The following is a 20,284-nucleotide window of genomic DNA, read 5'->3' as shown; positions in this document are numbered from 1 at the left end:
CCGATTCCACTCACATCGGTGGAAGTCGCGGTCGTCCATGCGCCGTCAGCGATGCCGCGGTGCTTCAACTGACAACATCCTAACAAGACCCGACGAAGCCGCCTGCGGAAGATGAGCATCTTCCGCAGGCGGCTTCTCTTCGAAGAGGCATAACGTAGCGCCCACGATGGGACCCATGAATTTCCTTACCTGCGTGGGATAAGTTCTAAGGAACGAATGGGTGGGCACGGCAAATGTCGAGCCCGCGGGGAAACAAAGGACGGCACACTTGACGATTCACAGTGACTATATGGGAAATGCACTGGAAATCGTCTCCGGTGCCCTCGCGGTGTTCACGGACCAGAAGCGCGCGGCCCGAACCGCGGCCGCCGGCTGGACGGGATTGGCGGGACAACTCGACCACGTCCTGGGCAATCCCGGTGCGTCCACGGGCATCGTTGACCTTGCCGCGCAACTGCGCGAACTATGCTCCGCACCTGAAGACCACGGGCTCTCCGAAAAGCAGAGCCAGCAAGCGCGCCGGCTGCAGGAAATCCACCAAGGCTGGGCGAATGGCACCGCCTTCACAGCGATCGACATGCAGCGCGCCCTGGAAACCTGCAGGGATTTCCTGGCCGGGCTGGATCTCGACCACGAGGCCGAGCAAGTGGCGGAACTGCTCCATTCCGCGGCCGTGGGCGACCATCCGCCGGCTTCGGTCCGGGGACCAAGCCGCGGCTCCATTTCGGTCGACATCGCACACGGCAAGTCGGTCAACTACGCCACGGCACACACGCACACGCGCATCCTCGAGCGGGTGGTGCTGGAGAATCGCGCCGGCCAACCACGTTCGGTTCTGGTGACCGCCGTGGTGATGAGCGGGAACCTGCCGGTCTCCGCCGTGGCCGATCGCCGCCTGGAACTTCCTGCCGGGGTGAGCACCCTGCACGACCTGGATGTGGTGCTTGATCCGGCTGCCTTTGCCCTGATCGATTCGAGGCGCCCGGGCACGTTGATCGTGCGGGTGGCGGAGAACGGGAAGCTGGTTGCCGAGCAATCCGGTTCCATCGAGTTGCTGCCGGCGAGCCATTGGACCGGTGCCGGAACCCAGGCCAACGCCGAACTGCTGGCGGCGTTCGTGCAACCGCAGCACCCGTTGCTCACCGAGCTGCTGTCCGAGGCCGGCGACATTTTCCGTGCCCGCACCGGCACCTCGAACCCCGGCTCCGGACTCGGCGGATCCGAACGGGTGGATGCGTCGGTCGAGTCGATCTTCGAGGTGCTCGGCACCCGCGGCATCCGCTTCGGGGCCCCGCCGGCGAACTGGGACCTGGCCGATCTGGGCGGGCAATACCTCCGCGGCGCCCAGGAGGTCCTCACCGAGCGTGTTGGCTCCTCCCTGGAAACCACGCTGCTGTTCTCCGCGCTGCTGGAAGCCGTGGGCATCAACTCGGTGATCTGGCTGGCCAAGGACCATGCATTCCTGGCCTATTGGCGGACCCCGGAGGGGGCATTGCCCAGCAGCAGCCTCGATGCCGAGGGCGCCGGGGCACTGGCAAACCTGGTGGCGGCCGGCCACCTGCGCATCGTGGAGAGCACCGCCATCACCACGGACCGGCGCGCCTCCCTCGCGGAGTCCTCCGCCACAACCATGCACGACCATGCCCGGGGTGCAGCTGCCGCCGAACACCTGGTCTTTGCCATCGACATCCGGGCCTCGAGGCGCAGCGGGATCACCCCTCTGCCGGCCCGCGGGCTTTCGGAGAGCGGCCGGCCGGTCGTCATCGAGTACAAGGCAGCGGCCTCGGACACCCTGGCACGCTTCTTCAAGGAAAAGTCCGAGCGACAACGCTCGGCACCGGTCTCCGCGGGCAAGCCTGCGCCACCGCGCATCACCGCCTGGAAAAACGGGCTGCTGGATCTGTCCCTGCGCAACCGCCTGCTGAACTTCACCGAACGCGCGCGTTTCCCGCTGGCGGTGCCGGAATCCGTGGTGGACGGCTTCGAGGACCTGGTCAACAACGGGCGGGCCATCGAACTGCTGCCCGCCGACGAGATTTCCGCCCTGGATGCCCAGCGCTACACCTCCGGCCCGTCGCTTCCGATCGAGCGGCGCATCGAGCTGCTGCTGAACCGCGGGAAGGTCTACACCCGGCTGGAGGCGGACCGCTACCTGACCCGGCTTCGCCGGATGGCCGGCGACGCCAAGCGGATCGTCGAGGAAAACGGCGCCAACAACCTGTACCTGGCCGTGGGGTCGCTGAACTGGTCGATGGACGGGCGGGCGCTGCGCTCGCCCTTGTTCCTGGTCCCCGTGCGCCTCTTGCCGGCCGGACGCGGAAAGCACTATCGCATCGAAATCGACGAGACCGGCTCCTCCACCCCGAACTACTGCCTGAGCGAGAAGCTGCACGAGCAGTTCGGCCTGCGCATCCCCGGGTTCGAGGACCCGGTGCGCGACGAATCGGGCATCGACCTGGCCGCCGCGCTCACCGCGCTGCGCGAGGCGCTGGTGGCGGCCGAGCTTCCCTTCCACGTGGAGGGGAGCGTGGACCTGGCGATCCTGCAGTTCGCGAAGTTCCGCATGTGGCGCGACCTGGACGAGAACTGGGAAACCTTCATGGACGCCCCGCTGGTGCGCCACCTGGTGCAGACGCCGACCAGCGAATTCATCGACCCGGCAGGCACCGTAGCCGAACCGGTCGTTGACCTTGACCGGCTGGCCGCCCAACTCCCGGTCCCAGCCGACGCCTCCCAGCTCGAGGCCGTCGCCGCCGCCCGGGCCGGGCGCACCTTCGTGCTCGAGGGACCTCCGGGCACCGGGAAGTCCCAGACCATCACCAACCTGCTGGCCCACGCCATGGCCAACGGGCAGCGGGTGCTCTTCGTGGCGGAGAAGCGTGCCGCGCTCGAGGTGGTGGCCAAGCGCCTGAACGAGGTGGGGCTGGGGGAGTTCGCCCTGGACCTGCATGACAAGGGATCCTCCCCGAACGCGGTGCGCGCACAGATCAAGGCATCCCTCGACCACCTGGTCTTCGCCGACACCGCGGGGATGAAACTGGCCACCGGAGACCTGGAAACCTCGGTCCGCCGCCTGGCCGGCTACGCCCATGGCCTGCACGAAGCGAATCCGGCCGGCTACTCCGCCTACGGGGCATACAACGCGGCGCTGTCCATGGACCCCGACATCGCCGCCCTGCCGATCCCCGAGGCCTTTGCCGCGCAGGCCGGCGAAGCCGAGGTTGCGGCGGTGCGCGAGGCATTGCTCCAGCTTCCCGACACCGCCCAGCCGGCCAACCCGCGGCTCGAGCACCCCTGGGGATTCATGGGCGGCCCACTCGAAGGCGACCAACAAGCCGCCCTGCTGGGATCCGCGGCAACCCTGGAACTCGCCATGTCCCAGGCGACCAGCACACGAAACGACGACGCCGTTGCCGCCCTGGTCGATGGCGCCGCGGCACCGGAACACCTGGTGCACCTGGCCGACCTGCTCACCGCCGCAGTCCCGCTGCCGGTGCTCGATGCCGCCGCCACCTCCACTTGGCAGGAACGCTCCACCGCGCTGCTGGCCGAAGCCACCCAACTGGCGAAAACCATGGATTGGCTGCCGAACCTTGTCGCACCCGCGGTGCTGGAAAACGACCTTGCCCCGGCACACGCGGCGGCCACTGAGGCCAACAAATTCGGCTTCCTGGGCATTGGCCGAAACAAGCGGCGGCTGCGGGTCATCGCCGAACACTTCGGCCCGCAGTGGAAGGGCACCGACGACGACGCCAAGAACCTTGTAACCATCCTCGAGTCGTTGATCGAGGCCCGGGCCCGGTGCGCAAGACTCGTGCAGGGCCTCGGGGAACTGCCGGGCCTGGAGCCGAACGCGCACTGGAATCCCTTTGTCGACGGCGACATCGCCTCGGTGGCCGGGCAGCGCGAGAAACTGGTGCACCTGGCCGGGCTGCTCTCCGAAGCCGGGGCCACGGGCGTGGATGACCGGTACATGGCCTTGCTGCGCGAGGTGCTGGGCCGGACTGCTCCGTTCCCTGCCGCGCTCGCCGGGGAACTGCGCGAGGTTGCCGCGGCCTGGGAAGCATTGCGCGACGCGGTTCCACGCGAAACCCACACGCCGTCGGCCTGGAGCGACGCACCGGGATTCCTGGGCAGGTTCGGCCGCAGCTCCGCACAGCGCGGCACCGGGTCCCAGGCCCAACGCGGCCTGGAACGCTGGAACGCCTTCGTCGAAAACCTCGAGCCCCTCAAATCCCACGGGCTCGAAGCTGCCTGGGAACAACTGGCCACCGGGGTCTTCCCTGCAGGTGATGCGCTGCGCGGATTCATGCGCGGCACCGCCGAATCCGCTCTGGCCGAAAGGCTTGCGGCCAACGGATTCGATGCCTTCAACTCCGAGGCCCAGGCGCGGACCATCTACCGGTTCGCCTCCTCGTCGACGGCCTTGCGCAAGCACGTGGGCAAGTCCCTGCCCGAGGCGATCAGCCGGCAACGTGCGGAAAAACTGAAGAGGGCCGAGAGCCGCATGGGGGAGCTGGCCCGGCAGCTCGAGCGCCGCCGCGGAGGGCTGAGCGTGCGCAGGCTCATGGACTCCTACGGGGACCTGGTCACCAGTATCCTGCCTTGCGTACTGGTCAGCCCCGACTCCGCCGCCCGGTTCTTCCCGCCGCGGGCAGGGGAATTCGACATCGTGGTCTTCGACGAGGCCTCGCAGATCCGCGTCGCCGACGCCATCGGCACCCTGGGCCGGGCCAAATCGGCGGTTATCGTGGGGGACTCCAAGCAGATGCCGCCCAGCTCCTTCGCCGAGGTGTCCATCGACCCGCAGGACGATGAGGAATCCGAGCTGCTGGTCGCCGACGAGGAATCGATCCTCTCCGAGGCCGTCATGGCCCGGGTGGACCGCCGCTGGCTGTCCTGGCACTACCGCAGCCAGGACGAATCCCTGATCGCCTTCAGCAACAAGCACTACTACGCCGGCAAGCTCTCCTCCTTCCCTTCCCCGCGCCACGGGGCAGCACGCGCGGGGATCGAGGGCTACGGTATTTGCCTTCGCCGGGTCCAGGGCACCTTCCACCGCACGGGTGCCGCCGGCATCCTGCGCACCAACCCGGTGGAGGCCGAACACATCGTCGCGGAGATCAAGGCGCGCTTCGATGCCTCACCGGAAGCGGTCCCCTCCATCGGCGTGGTCACGTTCAACGCCCCGCAGCGCGACCTGGTCGAGTCCCTGCTGCGCGACCATGCGGACGAACGCCTGGGTGCCGCGTTGGATGTACAGGAGGAAGGCCTGTTCGTGAAGAACCTGGAAAACGTCCAGGGCGACGAGCGGGACGTGATCCTGTTTTCCACCGCCTTCAGCGCCAACGAGCGCGGACGGCTGCCGTTGAACTTCGGCCCGCTGAACAACATCGGCGGGGAACGCCGCTTGAACGTTGCGGTGACCCGCGCCCGGCGCCAGGTCATGGTGTTCACCAGCTTCGACCCAGCCGACCTGCGCGCCGAGGATTCCTCGGCGCTGGGCATCAAGCACCTGCGCGCCTACCTGGACCTGGCAGCCGAGGGCACCCACGCCCTGGGCAACGGCTCGCTGGCCGCGATCGCGCGCGACCGGCACCGCGAGCAGGTGGCAGCCGCCCTGCGGGCACGCGGGCACCGGGTGGAAACGAACGTCGGGCTTTCGGACTTCAGGATCGATGCGACGGTGGCGCTGTCCGAGCGCCCTGACGAGCCATTGATGGCGATCCTGCTCGATGGCGAACCCTGGGCCGCGCGCAAGACCGTGGGGGACCGCGACGGCTTGCCGCAGGAGATCCTGCGGAACCTGTTGGGCTGGGAATCGGTGGTGCGGATCTGGTTGCCGGCCTGGCACCAGGATCCCGAATCGGTCCTCGCCTCCATCGATGCCGAACTGGCCAAGGCTTCCAAGGTCCGAACGGCCAGGGAAACGGCGCCACGCAAGGTTTCCCCGAACAATCGGAAAACCGAAACCGCGGCCTCGGTGGCAAAGGACGCTCTTGAAGAGGAAACCGAGGTGCAGCCGCGCAGCTATCCGGGAAAGGCCGTGCCGTTCACGCCGTGGGAGGCCCGCCTGGCGGGAACCGTCGATGAACTCGACGAGTTGAAGAGGGCCGCGGGCAAGCGGAAGGCCGCCGCGCTGCTGGCCGAGATCGTGGAAGCGGAAGGACCGATCCAGCAACGGCGACTGGCCAGGCTGGCCATCAACGCCTACGGCCTGGGCAGGGTGTCTGCGGCCCGGGAAAAATCGATGCTGGCGGCACTGGACAAGAAGTCCTTTGCCATCGATGCCGACGGGTTCATCTGGCCGGCCAAGCAGGAGCCGGCCCGGTGGATCGATTACCGGACCGGCTTCGCGGCGCACGTACCGGGGATCGAGGAGATCAGCCCCCGGGAGATCTCCAACCTCATGTGTGCCAGGGCGTCCCTCGCCGGAAAATCAGGCGTCGACGAGCTCAAACGCGAGGCCATGGGGATCCTGGGGTACGGGCGCATGACCGAGAAGGTTTCCACTTGCCTGCAGCAAGGTCTGGAGCTTGCGGTGCGCGAGCAGCGCCTGGAATCCGTGGCCGGGCGGATTCGTCCGGCCGGATAACCGCAGGGCCGTCGGTCGGGCACGCCAGAAACCGGCAGAAATGTCTAGGCCGTTTGGGACGCTGGTGTCGGGTGGATGAATTTTCAACCACCCGACACCAGACCATCATTAACAGTTCAGCAACTGGCCGCTTCCTATCAATCGGTCATGAAGCACCGTTGATCGTCGGTTCCATAGCGCCGTAGTCGATGTTCCAGCGTTTCAGGACCTCTGCGTAGGAGCCATCGTCATGCATTTTCTTGAATCCTTGGAGGACGGAATCGGTGAGTTGTTTGTTGCCCTTTTTGATCAAGATTCCCAGCGGCTTGGAGGGTAGGGGCTCCAACACTGTGCTGTATTTACCGGGTTCCGTCTTCTCGAAGTACGCAAGGTTCTCGGCGCTCTGGGCAGCGAGATCGGCCCGGCCCTGGTCGATCTGGAGTCGAGCTGCAGTCCCGGAATCAGTCGAGAGCAGTTCTACGGCCGGTTTCCCTCGGTCTTCACATTCGCGCTTGCTGAGCTCTGCTACCTGAGTGAAGTAGTCCGTCTTACCGCTGACAGCAATGGTCTTTCCACAGATATCAGTGACCTTGGTGAAGTCCTTGGCCCGTGGCCCGGTGGCGTAAAGACGCCCCTCCGATTTGAAGTAGTCAACGAAATCCGCGGTCTTTTGCCGTTCAACGGTGTCGGACATTCCGGACATGACGATGTCGACGCGTCCGGTTTGTGCAGAGTTGATCAACTGGTCAAACGGGGACTCAACGATCTCAATTTCGACCCCAAGAACCCGGCCAAGTTCCTTTTGCAGGTCTACATCAGCACCGACATAGGCTCCTGCGTCATCCTTGTACTCCATCGGCGGCAGATTCGCGGAAAGACCGACTCGGAGTTTTCCCGAAGCCACGATTTCAGCGGGCAACCCTTCGCCATCGTCATTGGTTGCAGCTGTTCCGCTGACACAGGCAGTGAGTCCGATTGAGGCAGCAATTGCAAGGGGCAGGATTGCAAGGTGGCGTTTGCTCATTGAGATTCTCCTAGAGTGAGTGAAAGGTTAGTGGTTAGAGAACCCGGGAGAGAAACGCCCGGGTCTTTTCGTTCTTGGGGTTGTCGAGTACTTCGTGAGGGGGGCCGATCTCGACGATGCGTCCGTCGTGTACGAAAGCCACCCTGTCAGCTACTTCGCGAGCGAACCCAATTTCATGGGTCACCACGACCATGGTCAGACCGGAGCTAGCCAGATCCTTCATCACATCGAGGACTTCGCCGACAAGTTCGGGGTCCAGTGCGGACGTCGGCTCGTCGAATAACATAAGGTCCGGTCGCATTGCCAGCGCCCTCGCGATGGCCACTCGTTGTTGCTGACCACCGGACAGCTGCTTGGGATAGGAACTATCGCGACCGGCCAAGCCCACTCGCTCCAACAGCTGGAGCGCATATTTCTTAGCTTCGGACGGTTTCTCCTTCTTCACGAGCACCGGTCCCTCGATGATGTTCTCAAGCACGGTTCGGTGGGGGAAAAGATTGAAGCGTTGGAAGACCATCCCAATCCTGCTGCGCTGCCGGGCAGCGGCTTTGTCATTGAGCTCATACAGGCGATCTTCCACCTGGTGGTAGCCGACTACTTCATCGCCAAACCAGATCCTGCCTTGGGAGACTGTTTCCAGGTGGTTGATACATCGAAGGAACGTGCTCTTCCCGGAACCGGACGCTCCGAGAAGACAAACGACCTCTCCTCGCGCAACTTCCAAATCGATTCCTTTGAGGACATCCAGCGTCCCAAAGCTTTTGTGGACTTGTTCGGCTCTGACCAAAATGTTTGTCATGTTAGGGCCTTCCTGTTGTGCCCGAAGAACTTTCGCAGAGACTGGAGTGGCGTGAGAGGCAGCTGTTTACTGCTTGATCCCTTGGCGAAGTAGCGTTCCAGATAGAACTGACCGATGTTCAACATGGAGACGGCTCCGAGGTACCAGACCGCGCTCACGATCAGCAGTTCCATGATCCGATTGTTGACGAAATAGACGTGTTGGGCGGCAAGGAGCACTTCGTTGACGCCGATGGCCGAAGCGAGTGAAGTGGTCTTGAGCATTCCAATGACCTCGTTGCCCACCGGAGGGATGATTACCCGCATGGCCTGGGGCAGCACGACGCGGCGCATTGCCTGGAGCCGGGTCATGCCGATCGCCTGGGCTGCTTCGGTCTGGCCCTCGTCGACGGAGAGGATGCCGCTTCGGACGACTTCAGATGTGTATGCACCCTGGTTCAGGCCAAGCCCAATAGATGCCGCTACGAATGGGGTTAGGACATCGCTCATCCGCCCTTGATAAATGCCGGGGATGCCGACGACCGGAAATATCAGGGCGAGGTTGAACCACATCAGTAGCTGTAGGTAGACCGGAGTTCCGCGGAATACCCAGACGTAGAGCCACGCGACACCGTGGACGACAGGATTCTTGGACAGGCGCATGACTGCGGTCAGCACGCCGAGTACAAGCCCGATGAACATGGCCACAACTGTGAGGACCAGAGCGACAATGATGCCCTTCATGATGGCATCCGCAGTAAGGTGCTCTCGGACCGTTGCCCAATCAAGCTGGGCCTGAGCAAAGGAAACGGTCAGCCAAACCAAGAAGACGGTCACACATCCGGCCCCGATCCAGCGACCCGGATGCCGGCGGGGGACAATGCGCAGATCCGTGACTGGGACCTCGCTACTTTTTCTTGTCGCAGTCGTATTAGACATCAGATGTGACCCCATCTGACCGGCTGGGCGCAGTAGCCCAAACGCGGATGGGCTCGAGATTGTTCCTGAGCCGCTGCAGTTGTTCAGCAACTCTGGCTGGCGCAGTGCCGCCGAAACCGGAACGGGCCTCCAAGGCAGCACTTAGGGTGAGAACAGCACGGATATCCGGAGTGAGGCGTACATCAACGGAGGCGAGCTGATCGTCGCTCAGGGCGTCGAAACCAAAACCCTTCGATTCGCAGAATCGTACGAGCGCACCAGAAACGTCATGAGCTTCGCTGAAGGGTACTCCCCTGACAGCCAACCAATCCGCGACCTCGGTAGCCAGAGTGAATCCTGCTTCTGCTTGGCGTGCCAATTCGTCGTTGTTCACGGTGAATGTTGCCACCAACCCAGCCAACGCCGGTAGCGTCACGTCGAGGGTTTCCACGGCATCGAATATGGCGTTCTTGTCTTCAGCCAGATCGCGGTTGTAGGCCAAGGGGAGTGATTTTACGGCCGCCATCAGACCCATGAGATCCCCCAGAATACGCCCCGCCTTGCCGCGAGCGAGCTCGGCAATGTCCGGATTCTTTTTCTGAGGCATGATCGAACTTCCTGTGCAGTAGGAGTCGTTCATGCGGATCCAACCGAATTGCTGGGACGCCCAGCTGATGATCTCTTCACAAAGTCTTGAGAGATCAATAAGCGTGAGGGAGCACACAAACAGGAACTCGATTGCCGCATCCCGGCTACCCACTGCGTCAATTGAGTTCTCGGCGCTCTCCCGGTAGCCCATTTCGAGAGCTGATATCTCTGGATGCAGTGCAAATGTCGAGCCGGCCAGCGCGGCCGCGCCGAGCGGTGAAACAGCAGCCCGGTGGTCCCAGTCCTGGAAACGACCCAAATTTCGGAGTAGCGGCTGTGCGTGTGCAAGGAGCTGGTGGGCGAACACCACTGGCTGTGCTGACTGCAGATGGGTGAACCCGGGAGCGGGGGTTTCAAGGTGCTGATCAGCTTGTAGGGTGAGGGCATCGATCACCATGATCAGTTGCGAAGTGATCGTGCGGACCTTGTCACGCATGTAGAGACGCAAGTCGTTAGCGGCTTGGTCGTTTCGGGATCTTCCAGCGCGAATCTTCCCGCCATCCGGCCCCATGCGTTCAATCAGCAGACGCTCAAGGAATGTATGTACGTCTTCATCGGTAGGTGTCGGCTGTTCAGTACCTGTTGCGACATCGGACTCGATCGCGTCCAAGGATTCGAGGAAACGGTCCAATTCATTGGCATCTAGAATCCCACTGCGATGCAGTTCCCTCACATGCGCCCGAGAGCCTAAAAGGTCATAGGGCGCCATTGCGAAATAGCGGGGATCAGAACGGGAGAAGCGGGTGAGCTCAGGACTGGGTGTGCCGTCAAAGCGGCCACCCCACAGGTTGTTGTTGGTAGTGGTAGTCACGAAAACCTCTATTCGGGGTGGAATCCGATTTGGATGTATACCAATGTTGCCTATAGGTAAACATGAGTCGCGACAAGATGGGATCGAAGATTATCCTGCGCGACTCCCAAGGGGTGGGCGGGGCTCCGAAATGCTCGTAGTCAGAAGTGTCGACTGATTCGGGAGACCGGTGTCTTGCGTCACACCAGAGTGACGGAGACCGGTGTCTTGTGTCAATAGATTTTGTCAATCGGTGTTCTGGAAACAGGTGTGTGACAGTTCCTTATCGTTCGCTCACCAGGAGTTTACTGATGAAACGGGCGCGAATGTGACGTGGCCGGAGAGGCGACAGATCCTCGGAGAATGAACGTCGAGGGCAGGCGATGGTCTGTGTCTTCAGGACCGACACCCGTCGCGCGCAATACGAGAATCTCCGCAGCCAACGCACCAAGCTCATGAGCAGGTTGGGCCACCGCAGTGACGGGTGGATCGCTAACCTGCATCCATTCAGCATCATCGAGGCTGACAAGAGAAAGGTCCTGGGGCATCTTGATTCCAAATTCGCGAATGGCCTTGAATGCAGGAAAAGCGATGCGATTGTATGAGGCGATCAATGCCGTCGGTCGATTGGGGCGCCGTAGCGTGTCACGGACGACGGAGCGAACCTCTTCCGGTGAGAGCGCTCCCGGCAAGAACTCGTAGTCAATCCCAGCCGAGATCGCCGTATCCCGTATTCCCCGGGCTTTCTCTGCGATGGTGGAAATAGGCAAGGGGTATCCCGCTTCAAGCTCAGCAGGGGTCTTGCGTGTTCCTGCCAAATAAGCGACGTGCCTGTGGCCGTTGTCGATGAGATGTTGTGTAGCTGTGCAGGCATCCAGGTAGTTGTCTGTCCCGACCCAGTCTGCTGGAACGTTGTCGGGACGACGGTCCAGCAGAACAAGCGGCCTGCCCATCCGGACGACTTCAAGAAGATGTGTTGTATGGGGCCTCGAAGAAGCAGCAATGATCAGGCCATCGACGCGCTTCCTTAGGAACACGTCGATGGCATCTCGTTCTGCATCGACTTTCTCGCCGGTACTAGACAAGATGACTTCGTACCCAAGGCGTTTTGCGGCAGAAGAGATTCCTTGAACGGCTTGGGCGAAATAGGGGTTCTCTATGTCGCTTACCACGACCCCAATCGTGTTCGAGCGCCCCGAACTGACGCTTCGAGCCAACTCGTTGGGGCGGTATCCCAAGGTTTCGGCGGCTTCCATGACGCTAAGGCGAAGTTTCGCATTGACGGAACCGTACCCGCCGAGTGCCCGAGCTGCTGTCGAACGCGACACGCCCGCCATCCGGGCGACGTCCATGAGCGAAGCTTTGCCGAGCGGAATCGAATTCATTTCTACTTCCTGCGACCATCAACACTAGTTCTGCAAGCTTACCCATTGTGAAGTTAGAGAGCGTATTAGGTCTTCACTCAGAGTGGGTTCCCATCTATGCTTTTGCTTTCCCCATTGAGGTGACCACTATTCTGTAGAAGTCGATGCTTATCGGTATCGGGCAAGTTGCGTGCGGATGAAGAGCGGACTGTCACTAGTTCTTGATTCTGTTTGTCGCTGAGCTGGCCACGAACTTGCAGCCAGATCCTGCGCCCACGGTCGCATCTTTGCGGTCATCGACATGATGCACCCAGCTCTTCCGGTTGTGCTCTACCAGATCTGCATAGTTACGCTTCGGATGGACGCGATCGGCCGAGAGCATCGGGCCTTTCCATTTTGCGGATAGTCCCGTGGGCTCGGTCGATGAAGCGGAACCGTGCCCGTTCAGAAGCGGTGATTGAAGCGGCCGCGACCGTGTGGTTGTGTTGACCACTGCCGCGCGGTACTTTCTCTCCCTCGCGATGTTTTCCTCGCGCAGCAACAGACGCAGCAACTCGTATTCTTCCCGCTTCCGTTTCAATTGTCTGTCCGACTCTTAGCCGAGTAGCGCGCTCTGCTGCGGGTCGTTTCCGACGTCGATGGTGATCTTCAGTCAGCCATCAGTCAGAGGTGCCAAAGTTGCGTACGCTCACGCTCACGCCCAGGCCCAGAACACGTACACCGGATGCCGCAGGGACAACACCGTGACAGTGGTGAGCAACCGGAGCCGCGGGCTGGCCTGGGGTGATGGTCGCCAACACCGCAGGGGCGATGTCAGGAAGCGCTGGGCATGGCGCTCGCCGATCCCGTAGGCGTCAAAGCCATATTCCTCTGCCCGTGCCGCACCGGGGACCGCGGCTTTTGACCGCTGGATGGTGCTGAGCTGGTGGCCAGTGAATGGATCCGGGGAGTTGCCGATGAGTATGAAGGCTGCATATTTCCGGGTGGTGGCGTCCATAGCTGGTTGTTGCTACGTGGCGGAGCGCTCGAAGGGGATCTTTTCCCCGGCCTCAATGGCGACCTTCAATCGGTTCTCCGCCGGCGGCAGCGGGCAGGTGGCCAGGTCGCTGAACGCGCAGGGCAGGTTCACCGCCCGGTTGAAGTCCAGGACAACGCTGCCGTCGGGACCCGGCGCCCCAACATGCAACGAGCGGTTGGCGGCATAGGTGGTCTTGCCCGAAGTGGCATCGGTGAACAACACGTTCAGCGATCCGCCCGCGTGCCCGTTAAAGGCGGTGAGGACGTGGGTGGCACCGTCGAGTTCGAAGGCGACCTCGCCGGGAGCCTGGTAGACATGCTCGATGCCCTCAACCGCCGCGCCAACCCGTGTCGGGCGGGGTTCGGCGAAACGGCGGAACGTACCGCTCACGCGCCACCGCGCATCCGGTGCATAGGTCGGGACGCCCTTGAAGTCCTGTAGCAGTGGGTTCTGCGGGTGCCGGGGGCGCAGGATGTACCTGCCTCCACGCTTGGCTGCCTCGATGATGGTTTCGCCGTGGCCCACGTCAAAGCCTTCGCGTTCGGCGATGCTGCCAAGCCTTTGCACGCCGGTGACCGTGGCGCCGCTGAAGAGTAGGGTCTCGCCCTGGGCCAGGTCCACATATAGCCAGTCGTCGTGGACCCACCACTGTCCCGGCAGGCCCTCGAAGCGCGTGGCTTCGCCGGTGACCCAGTGCAGGGCGGTGACGGCAAGGAACCCGAAGGGCGCCGACAGCGACTGCAGGCGGTGTTGGTGCCAGCTGCGCGAGTCCGCGGCAAATCCGGCGGCATCACCTTCACCGGCGGCATCAGCTTCATCCGGCATGATGGGGGGCAAACGTCGGTGCTGTCATGGGAGGATCCTCCGTTTGTGCCGCGAACCGGGCCGCTTCGGAAACGGAAGGAACGGGGCATGGGGTGTGCAAATTGGGCGGTCGTTCACCGGTGGTGCAGGGCGGTGATCCATGGACATCGTTGCACTGTGAAGAAGTGCCGTCGAGCGCCCGGGACTCGGAGGGTCATGATGCTTTACCCAAAGACATATACAGCCCAGAGGGGTCCGGTTTTCCAGGGACGACAGGCGAAATATTACGTAGCGGGGATCCGGTGTCGGGACGTTGCTGCTGGGTACTGGGAAATGGCGGATCACCGGAGTAACCCGGAAAGTATTGTCAGCTCAGGCAATACGGACGCCAAGACACATAAACAATGACGGAATTTGTCATAGACACTACATAGATGCGCGTCCCATAATGGGGGGACAAAGCTAGTGGCGCACAGCACCTGTGCCTTGAAGGAGAGCCATGAACCAGAATCCGGACAGCAAGTGGGACCAGGAAGTAGATCTCCTGGTCCTTGGGACCGGAGCGGCAGGGCTTTCGGCGACGTTGACCGCCGCGGCGCAAGGCTCGAGGGTCTTGGCGCTGGAAAAGACCGAATACCTCGGCGGAACCACAGCCTATTCGGCCGGCACCTGCTGGGTGCCCAACAACCGCTACCAGCGCGAAGACGGAAACCTGGACGACCACGCGCGGGCCGTGCGCTACCTCGATGCCGTGGTGGGGGACAAGGCCCCGCGTGAGAGCCGCATGGCCTACCTGGACGCCGCACCCAAGATGCTTGACGAGATGCACGACCTCGGGGTCAGGTTCCTGCGCTCCCCGGCAGTGGTCGACTACCACTCGGAGATTCCCGAAACCGGGCAGACCGGTCGGGCTCTGGAACCAGAGCCGTTCGACGGACGTCAACTGAGCGCCTCCGACTTCCGCCGCGTTCGCCCCCCGGTGCCGGAGTTTGCGCTCATGGGCGGGACGCTGATGCTGCGCCGCCCCGACGTCGCCGCGTTGCTCAAGCTCTACACCGGCTCGCTGGCCGAGCGCGGCAAGGCCGTGATGCTGGCCGCCAAGCTCGGGTTCCAATGGGCCCTCGACCGGCTGACCCGCCCTCGCGGCACTCGGCTGGTCATGGGCAACGGGCTGGTGGCCCGGCTTTTCCACGAATCCAGGAACCGCGGTGCGCAATTCCTCTTTGGGGCCCACACCACAGAGCTGCTCACCGAGGCCGGAACCGTCGTCGGGGCCGTGGTCGTGCACAACGGCAAGACTCTGCGCATCCGCGCCCGCCAGGGCGTGGTGCTGGCGGCGGGAGGCTTCTCCCACAATCCGGCACTGCGCGAAAAGCTGATGCCCAAGCCCACCCCGCGCTACTCGAGGGCCGGGGAAGGCGCCACGGGCGACACCCTGGCGCTCGCCGAGAAGGCCGGCGCCGCGCTGGGGCGGGATGACGGGGAAAATGCGCTGTGGTTCCCCAGCTCCATCGGCCGACGCGCGGACGGTTCCGAGGTGGTCTTCCCGCACATCTGGGACCGGGCCAAGCCCGGCGTCATCGCCGTGGGAGCCGCCGGCAAGCGTTTCGTGGACGAGTCCGTCTCCTACCACCGCTTCGTGCGCGCCATGTTCGGGTCCCCGGAAGCCGAGGCCGTGCCGGCCTGGTTGGTCGTCGACTCGCGCACCCTGGCCAAGTACGGGCTGGGCATGATCACCATGCCGCACCTGCCCCGTGCCGCCCTGCGGCGCTACATCAATGACGGTTACCTCTACGAGGCCCCAACCCTGGGCGATTTGGCCCGGCAGATCGGCGTGGACGCCGCGGGCCTTGAAGCCACGGTGCAGCGCTACAACGGCTTTGCCGCCACGGGCGTTGACGAGGACTTCCACAAGGGCGAGCTGCTCTTCGGCCAGGTGGCCGGGGATCCCGCCCATGGCCCGAACCCGAACATCGGCCCGGTGGCCAAGGGCCCGTTCTATGCGATGGCCGTGGTGCCGACCCCGCTGGCCACCTCCTTCGGCGTCGAAACCAACGCAAACGGGCAGGCGCTGAATGCGGAGGGCGAGCCGGTCGCCGGGCTCTACGCCGCCGGAAACGACGCCGCCTCGGTCATGGGATCGGAATATCCCGGGGCCGGGGTCCAGGTGGGCGCCGGCATGGCCTTCGGCTGGGCCGCCGCTCGCCACGCGGCAGACGGCGACCGTGCTGCGGGTAGTCTGGAGAAGCTCAAGGCCAAGTAGGAACGCGCGGAGGTCGACATGGAAATTCGGTGGTTGGAAGCCTTTATCGCGGTTGCCGAGGAATTGCACTTCGGCAACGCGGCAGTGCGGCTTCGCATGGCCCAGTCGCCCCTGAGCCAGACCATTCGCAAGCTCGAACGCTCACTGGGTGCCGAGCTCTTTGTGCGCAGTACCCGCTCCGTGGAGCTGACCACTGCGGGGCATGCCTTGCTTCCGCATGCCCGCGAAGTCCTTGAGCAATTGCGCATCGCGGCACAGGCCGTCAAGGTGCCCGAGGGACGGGTATACGGAAGCCTGGCCCTCGGGTTCACCGGGGTGCTCAACCACCTCTCCCTGCCGCCCCTGACCCGCGCCCTGCGCAAGACGTACCCGGACATCGAACTCACCCTGGTGGGGCGGGTGATGACCCAGGATGCAGTGCACCAACTGGATTCCGGGGCCCTTGACCTTGCCTTTGTCGGGCTGCCGGTGGACTCGACCCGGATCAATTCCAGGTTGCTGGCCCAGGAGGCCTTCGGGGTGGTGCTCCCAACCGACCATCCGCTGGTTTCGGGGGCCGCCGTGGACCTGACCGACCTTGCGGACGACCAATTCATCACGCCGCCATTGGCTGCGGGTTCGGCCCTGCATGAGTCCACCATCAGGGCCTGCGCCGATGCCGGATTCTATCCGCAGGTGGCCCAGGAGGTCAGTGATCCCTACATGATCATGATGCTGGTGGCCGCAGGCATTGGCGTCGCCTTGCTGCCCGAGGGCATCGCCGCCTTCGTGCCGCCCGGAGCCGTGTACGTTCCGCTGAGCGGTGTCCCCCACTACATGAACCACGGGCTGGCCTGGTCGACCAGACCGGGGTCCCTGGCCCGCGAGGCCTTCCTTGAACTGAGCGAGAAGGTGCTCCCATCACCGGAAATGATTGTGTAGTTTTCACACATTGTCTATGTGTAATTAGGTCGTGGACACAATAAGTGCGTGGGGTCACACTTGATGAAGTTCCTCCATCGGAGGAGAGAAAGGATCATCATGAACACCACGACCCCCACCGCCCGAGTTGCCCGGCCCAAGGCCGGGCCGCAGGCTCGACGCGCAGCGCTCTCAGGATTCCTGGGCAGCACACTTGAGTACTACGACTTCTTCATCTACGGCTCCGCCGCCGCCCTGGTTTTCTCCCACGTCTTCTTCCCGGCGGATGGAGCGAACGCGGTCCTGCTTTCCATTTCCACCCTTGGCGTCGCGTACGTCGCCCGCCCGCTGGGAGCGGTCATCTGGGGTCACCTGGGCGACAAGTTCGGCCGGAAAAACACGCTGATGGCGGTGCTGGTGCTCATGGGCGTGTCCACCTTCCTGATCGGTTGCCTGCCAAGCTACAACCAGATCGGCATCTTCGCCCCGATCCTGTTGGTGCTCCTGCGCCTCTTCCAGGGCCTGTCCGCCGGCGGCGAGTCCCCGGGCGCCGCGTCCCTGTCCATGGAGCACGCGCCGGACGACCGCCGGTCGTTCTTCGCCAGCTTCACCATGAGCGGGATCATGTTCGGCATCGTGCTGGCGACCCTGGTCTTCATCCCGGTCGCCTCGATGCCCGACGAGCAGCTGTGGAGCTGGGGCTGGCGCATCCCGTTCTGGATCAGCATCTTCCTGACCTTCTTCGCGTTCTGGATCCGCCGCCACCTTGAAGAGCCGGAGGTCTTCGAGGAGGCCAAGGAAGCCCACGAAGTTGCCAAGATCCCCTTCGTCGAGCTCTTCAAGAACCATTGGACCGCCGTTGTCCGGGTCATGTTCTCCTCGACCTTCGCGATGATCAACACCATCGTCAACGTCTTCGCCCTGGCCTTCGCCGTGGAGCACAACGGCATCGAACGCACCACCATGCTCGCCGCGATTGCCGCCGCAAACTTCGCCGCAGTGCTGACCCAACCGCTCTATGGACACCTGGCCGACAAGATCGGGCGCAAACCCGTCTTCATCGGCGGCGTCCTGGGTGCCGGGGCCATGATCTTCGTCTTTTTCAACGCCATCGGCACCGGCAACGTGGCACTGATCTTCATTTCCTCGATCATCCTCATGGGCGGGCTGTATGCCGCGCCGAACGGTTCCTACATGGCATCCTTCCCGGAACAGTTCCCCGCCACCGTCCGCTACTCCGGCATGGCCATCGGCCTGATGCTGGGCCTGCTGGTCTCGGGCTTCACCCCGGCCATCGGCACCATGATGACGGCCGGCGACACCTCCAACTGGATGCCGGTGGCCATCATGTGCGCAGGATTCTCGGTGCTCTCGGCGATTGCCTTCGCCACAGGACCGGAGACCTACAAGATCCCCACCGCACAGCTGGGCATGACCAGCGCCGAACGCAGTGCGCTAGGGAACAAGTGAGCGTCCGCACGCACCGCGTCGGGCTGATCGGCAACGATCTGGGAACCTCGCTGTCCCCGGAGATCCACCAGGCGGAGGCCGCCGCGCTGGGCCTGGCCGGCTTCAGCTACGAGGCCATCGACCTGGCAGGGATCCCGGAGCCTGACCTCGGCCGGGTGCTGGCAACCGCCATCGCCGACGGGTTCACCGGTTTCAACATCACCCACCCGCACAAGCAGGCGATCATCCCGTTCCTGGACGCCGTCGCCCCGGACGCCGCAGCCCTGGGCGCGGTCAACACCGTGGTGATCGAGAACGGCCGGTTGGTGGGCCACAACACCGACAGGACGGGGTTCCTGGCCGGGCTGCGCCGCAGCCTGCCCGAGAGCACCGCACGCCAAACGGTGGTGCTCTTCGGGGCCGGCGGGGCGGGCTCGGCCGTCGCCGCCGCGCTGCTGGATTACGGCGTGGGCCGGCTGCGGATCATCGACACCGACCATGGGCGGCGGGAGCAGCTGCACCGGCTGCTGGTGCGCAGCTTGCCCGAGGGCAGCGCCGCGACCGTCGAGATCGCGGGCACCGACATGGCCGAGGCCTGGGTGGGCGAGGCGCAAGGGGTCGTGAACGCAACCCCGATCGGGATGGAGCACATCCCCGGGACCCCGTTTGACCTCTCGTGGCTGACCGGATCGCAGTGGGTGGCCGATGTCATCTACCGGCCTGTGGTGACCGGTCTTCTCGCCGCGGCGGCGGACCTTGGCTCACCGGTGGTTCACGGCACCGCCATGCTCGTCGAGCAGGCCGCCGACACCTTCGAGCTGGTCACCGGCCGTTCGCCGCGGCGGGAGAGGATGCGCGAGCGGCTTGCGGGCCTGCTGGCCTCGGCGAAACCGTAACGGCTGCACGTTTGTAGACTGGTCTTTGGTGGTCACTAGGGAAATGGAGGGATCATGGCGAATTCCCGTTCCGGGGAATCGGTCGTCGACCGGATCGTGAAGCTGCTCAGTGCCTTTGAGCGCTCCACCCCGGCATTGACGATGAGCGAGCTCTCCCGCGCCACCGATCTGCCCACCAGCACCACCCACCGGCTGGCCGGCGAGTTGCTGGCTGCCGGCTTCCTGGACCGCGACGAAGAGGGCCGCTTCGGCATCGGGGTGAAAATGTGGGAGCTGGCCGCCCGTTCCAACCCGGTGGAGGAATTCCGCCGCCGCGGCCTGCCGGTGCTCGAGGGCATCCATGAGGCGGTTCGGCAACACGTCTCGCTGTCCATCCCCAGCTTCGAGGACTTCACGGTGCTCTACCTGGAGCGCCTGGACAAGCTGGGTGCCGCGGTCAACCTTGCCGAGGTCGCGGGGCGGTTGGACATGCACTCGACCTCCGCCGGGTTGTGCATGGTGGCGCATGCGCCGCACCGGATCCAGGACGAGCTCCTGGCCGGCACGTTGGCGCAGTCGACCCCGCACACGGAGACCAACCCGGGCCGCGTCCGGGCGCACCTGGCACAGATCCGCGAACGAGGCTTTTCCCGGCTGGCCGGAGTCCTGGTCAAGGAGAACGCCGCCTACTCCGTGCCGGTGTTCGGCATGGGCAACGAGATCATCGGGGCGATCACCGTGGTCACCCCGCTTCTCGAGGAAGACCCCAACCTGATCATCCCGGTGCTGGTGGCCGCCGGGCGTTCGCTCTCGCGCTCCATGGGTGCCGAACAGCGTCCCTACGGGTCGCGCAGCTGGCTTCCCCGGGGCAGGTAGCGGC

Annotated in this window: 14 protein-coding genes; 6 read left to right on the top strand and 8 right to left on the bottom strand. The window is 63.8% G+C overall.

The window, feature by feature from the left end; genetic code table 11:
• The first annotated feature begins 268 nt into the window (after window positions 1–268).
• A complete protein-coding gene (gene proA / locus BLJ79_RS08820; RefSeq protein WP_139194783.1) occupies window positions 269–6,595 on the top strand; it encodes an anti-phage protein ProA in 6,327 nt (2,108 codons plus the stop codon).
• Window positions 6,596–6,740: 145 nt separating this feature from the next.
• On the opposite strand, the gene BLJ79_RS08815 is transcribed toward proA, so the two are convergent.
• The 8 genes from BLJ79_RS08815 to BLJ79_RS08785 all read right to left on the bottom strand — a co-directional run bounded on the left by BLJ79_RS08815 (window position 6,741) and on the right by BLJ79_RS08785 (window position 13,938).
• Window positions 6,741–7,598 (bottom strand): ABC transporter substrate-binding protein, encoded by an 858-nt coding sequence (locus BLJ79_RS08815; RefSeq protein WP_083411129.1) that lies wholly within the window; start codon window positions 7,596–7,598, stop codon window positions 6,741–6,743.
• A 34-nt stretch (window positions 7,599–7,632) separates the two neighbouring features.
• Window positions 7,633–8,397: an amino acid ABC transporter ATP-binding protein gene (locus tag BLJ79_RS08810; RefSeq protein WP_071214323.1), complete on the bottom strand. Its 765-nt coding sequence runs from the start codon at window positions 8,395–8,397 to the stop codon at window positions 7,633–7,635.
• Complete coding sequence (locus tag BLJ79_RS08805; RefSeq protein ID WP_286135313.1) at window positions 8,394–9,212, bottom strand: amino acid ABC transporter permease; 819 nt, start codon at window positions 9,210–9,212, stop codon at window positions 8,394–8,396. The genes BLJ79_RS08810 and BLJ79_RS08805 overlap by 4 nt, the downstream gene beginning before the upstream one ends.
• 94 nt (window positions 9,213–9,306) lie before the next feature.
• Window positions 9,307–10,752, bottom strand: a complete 1,446-nt coding sequence (gene argH / locus BLJ79_RS08800; protein WP_071214321.1) for an argininosuccinate lyase — start codon at window positions 10,750–10,752, stop codon at window positions 9,307–9,309.
• A gap of 284 nt (window positions 10,753–11,036) precedes the next feature.
• Window positions 11,037–12,116, bottom strand: coding sequence for a LacI family DNA-binding transcriptional regulator (locus BLJ79_RS22355; protein ID WP_083411128.1), 1,080 nt, complete (start codon window positions 12,114–12,116; stop codon window positions 11,037–11,039).
• A 193-nt stretch (window positions 12,117–12,309) separates the two neighbouring features.
• The gene (locus BLJ79_RS22850) at window positions 12,310–12,648 is read right to left on the bottom strand and encodes a hypothetical protein (RefSeq protein WP_139194782.1); all 339 of its coding nucleotides are present in this window, start codon (window positions 12,646–12,648) and stop codon (window positions 12,310–12,312) included.
• A gap of 141 nt (window positions 12,649–12,789) precedes the next feature.
• The gene (locus BLJ79_RS08790) at window positions 12,790–13,092 is read right to left on the bottom strand and encodes an LLM class flavin-dependent oxidoreductase (RefSeq protein ID WP_071214319.1); all 303 of its coding nucleotides are present in this window, start codon (window positions 13,090–13,092) and stop codon (window positions 12,790–12,792) included.
• 12 nt (window positions 13,093–13,104) lie between these two features.
• Entirely contained in the window at window positions 13,105–13,938 is an 834-nt protein-coding gene (locus BLJ79_RS08785) for a DUF1684 domain-containing protein (RefSeq protein WP_071214318.1), read from the bottom strand.
• Between the two features lie 478 nt (window positions 13,939–14,416).
• Between BLJ79_RS08785 and BLJ79_RS08780 the strand changes: the two genes are divergently transcribed.
• The 5 genes from BLJ79_RS08780 (at window position 14,417) to BLJ79_RS08760 (ending at window position 20,280) form a co-directional block, all read left to right on the top strand.
• Window positions 14,417–16,180: an FAD-binding protein gene (locus BLJ79_RS08780; RefSeq protein WP_071214317.1), complete on the top strand. Its 1,764-nt coding sequence runs from the start codon at window positions 14,417–14,419 to the stop codon at window positions 16,178–16,180.
• An 18-nt stretch (window positions 16,181–16,198) separates the two neighbouring features.
• Entirely contained in the window at window positions 16,199–17,101 is a 903-nt protein-coding gene (locus BLJ79_RS08775; RefSeq protein WP_071214316.1) for a LysR family transcriptional regulator, read from the top strand.
• 99 nt (window positions 17,102–17,200) lie between these two features.
• Window positions 17,201–18,550 (top strand): MFS transporter, encoded by a 1,350-nt coding sequence (locus tag BLJ79_RS08770; RefSeq protein WP_071214315.1) that lies wholly within the window; start codon window positions 17,201–17,203, stop codon window positions 18,548–18,550.
• Window positions 18,547–19,425 (top strand): shikimate dehydrogenase, encoded by an 879-nt coding sequence (locus tag BLJ79_RS08765; protein ID WP_071214314.1) that lies wholly within the window; start codon window positions 18,547–18,549, stop codon window positions 19,423–19,425. Before BLJ79_RS08770 ends, BLJ79_RS08765 begins: the two co-directional genes overlap by 4 nt.
• Window positions 19,426–19,479: 54 nt before the next feature.
• A complete protein-coding gene (locus tag BLJ79_RS08760) occupies window positions 19,480–20,280 on the top strand; it encodes an IclR family transcriptional regulator (protein WP_071214313.1) in 801 nt (266 codons plus the stop codon).
• The last annotated feature ends 4 nt before the right edge of the window (window positions 20,281–20,284 follow it).

The sequence above is a fragment of the Arthrobacter sp. UCD-GKA genome, from assembly GCF_001863355.1.
Taxonomy (GTDB): Bacteria; Actinomycetota; Actinomycetes; order Actinomycetales; family Micrococcaceae; genus Paeniglutamicibacter.
This window is presented reverse-complemented; position numbering and strand designations above follow the sequence as displayed.